Below are 1,236 nucleotides of genomic sequence, written 5' to 3'. Positions count from 1 at the left end.
CTGCTCCTGCAAGCTTAATTCCATTTTCACCAATTTTATTTATATTTAATTTTCCTAAAACTTGTGAGTCATTAAATGTTAAACTTTGTACTTGTCCAACACTTGAACTTGTCACTTGAACAGTTTGGACTTCATTGTTTAAGTTATATCCTTCTGGAGCTTTAGTTTCTTGAACTTTGTAAGTTCCCCATTGTAGATTTTCTAAACTTGCAACTCCATCTTTATCTGTTGTCACAACTTCTTTAAATCCATTTGGTCCACTTACTGTAAACTCTGCTCCTTTAAGTTTCACTCCATCTTTTCCTGTCTTAGTTATATTTAACTTACCTAAGATTTGAGTATCATTAAATGTTAAACTTTGTATTTGTGAAACATCTTCTGAATTTATTGTTACAGATTGTGTTTTATCACTTAATTTATATCCTAATGGTGCTTTAGTTTCTTTAATTGTGTAAGTTCCCCATTGTAAATTATCTAAATTTGCAACTCCATCTTTATTTGTAGTTACAACTTCTTTAAATCCATTTGGTCCACTTACTGTAAACTCTGCTCCTTTAAGTTTCACTCCATCTTTTCCTGTCTTAGTTATATTTAACTTACCTAAGATTTGAGTATCATTAAATGTTAAACTTTGTACTTGTGAAACATCTTCTGAATTTATTGTTACAATTTGTGTTTTATCACTTAATTTATATCCTAATGGTGCTTTAGTTTCTTTAATTGTGTAAGTTCCCCATTGTAAATTATCTAAACTTGCAACTCCATCTTTGTTTGTTGTCACAATTTTATTAAAACCATTTGGTCCTGTTACATCAAATTCTGCACCTTCAAGTTTTACTCCGTCTTTTCCTATTTTAGTTATATTTAACTTACCTAAAACTTGAGTATCATTAAATGTTAAATATTGTATTTGACCAACACTTGCATTTGTTACTTGAACAGTTTGGACTTCATTGTTTAAGTTATATCCTTCTGGAGCTTTAGTTTCTTGAACTTTGTAAGTTCCCCATTGTAAATTATTTAAACTTGCAACTCCATCTTTGTTTGTAGTCACAACTTCTTTAAATCCATTTGGTCCACTTACTGTAAACTCTGCTCCTTTAAGTTTAACTCCATCTTTTCCTGTCTTAGTTATATTTAACTTACCTAAGATTTGAGTATCATTAAATGTTAAACTTTGTATTTGTGAAACATCTTCTGAATTTATTGTTACAGATTGTGTTTTATCACTTAATT

Annotated in this window: 1 protein-coding gene; it reads right to left on the bottom strand. The window is 29.4% G+C overall.

Going from position 1 to position 1,236, the window contains the following annotated elements:
* Window positions 1–1,236, bottom strand: a 1,236-nt coding sequence (locus CLTHE_RS16580) for an MSCRAMM family protein (protein WP_207651180.1), incomplete at both ends; no start/stop codon positions are given.

The organism is Clostridium thermobutyricum DSM 4928 (assembly GCF_002050515.1).
In the GTDB taxonomy this organism is placed as follows: Bacteria; Bacillota; Clostridia; order Clostridiales; family Clostridiaceae; genus Clostridium; species Clostridium thermobutyricum.
Note: the sequence above shows the minus strand (reverse complement) of the source record. Positions and strands in the feature narration are given on the sequence as shown.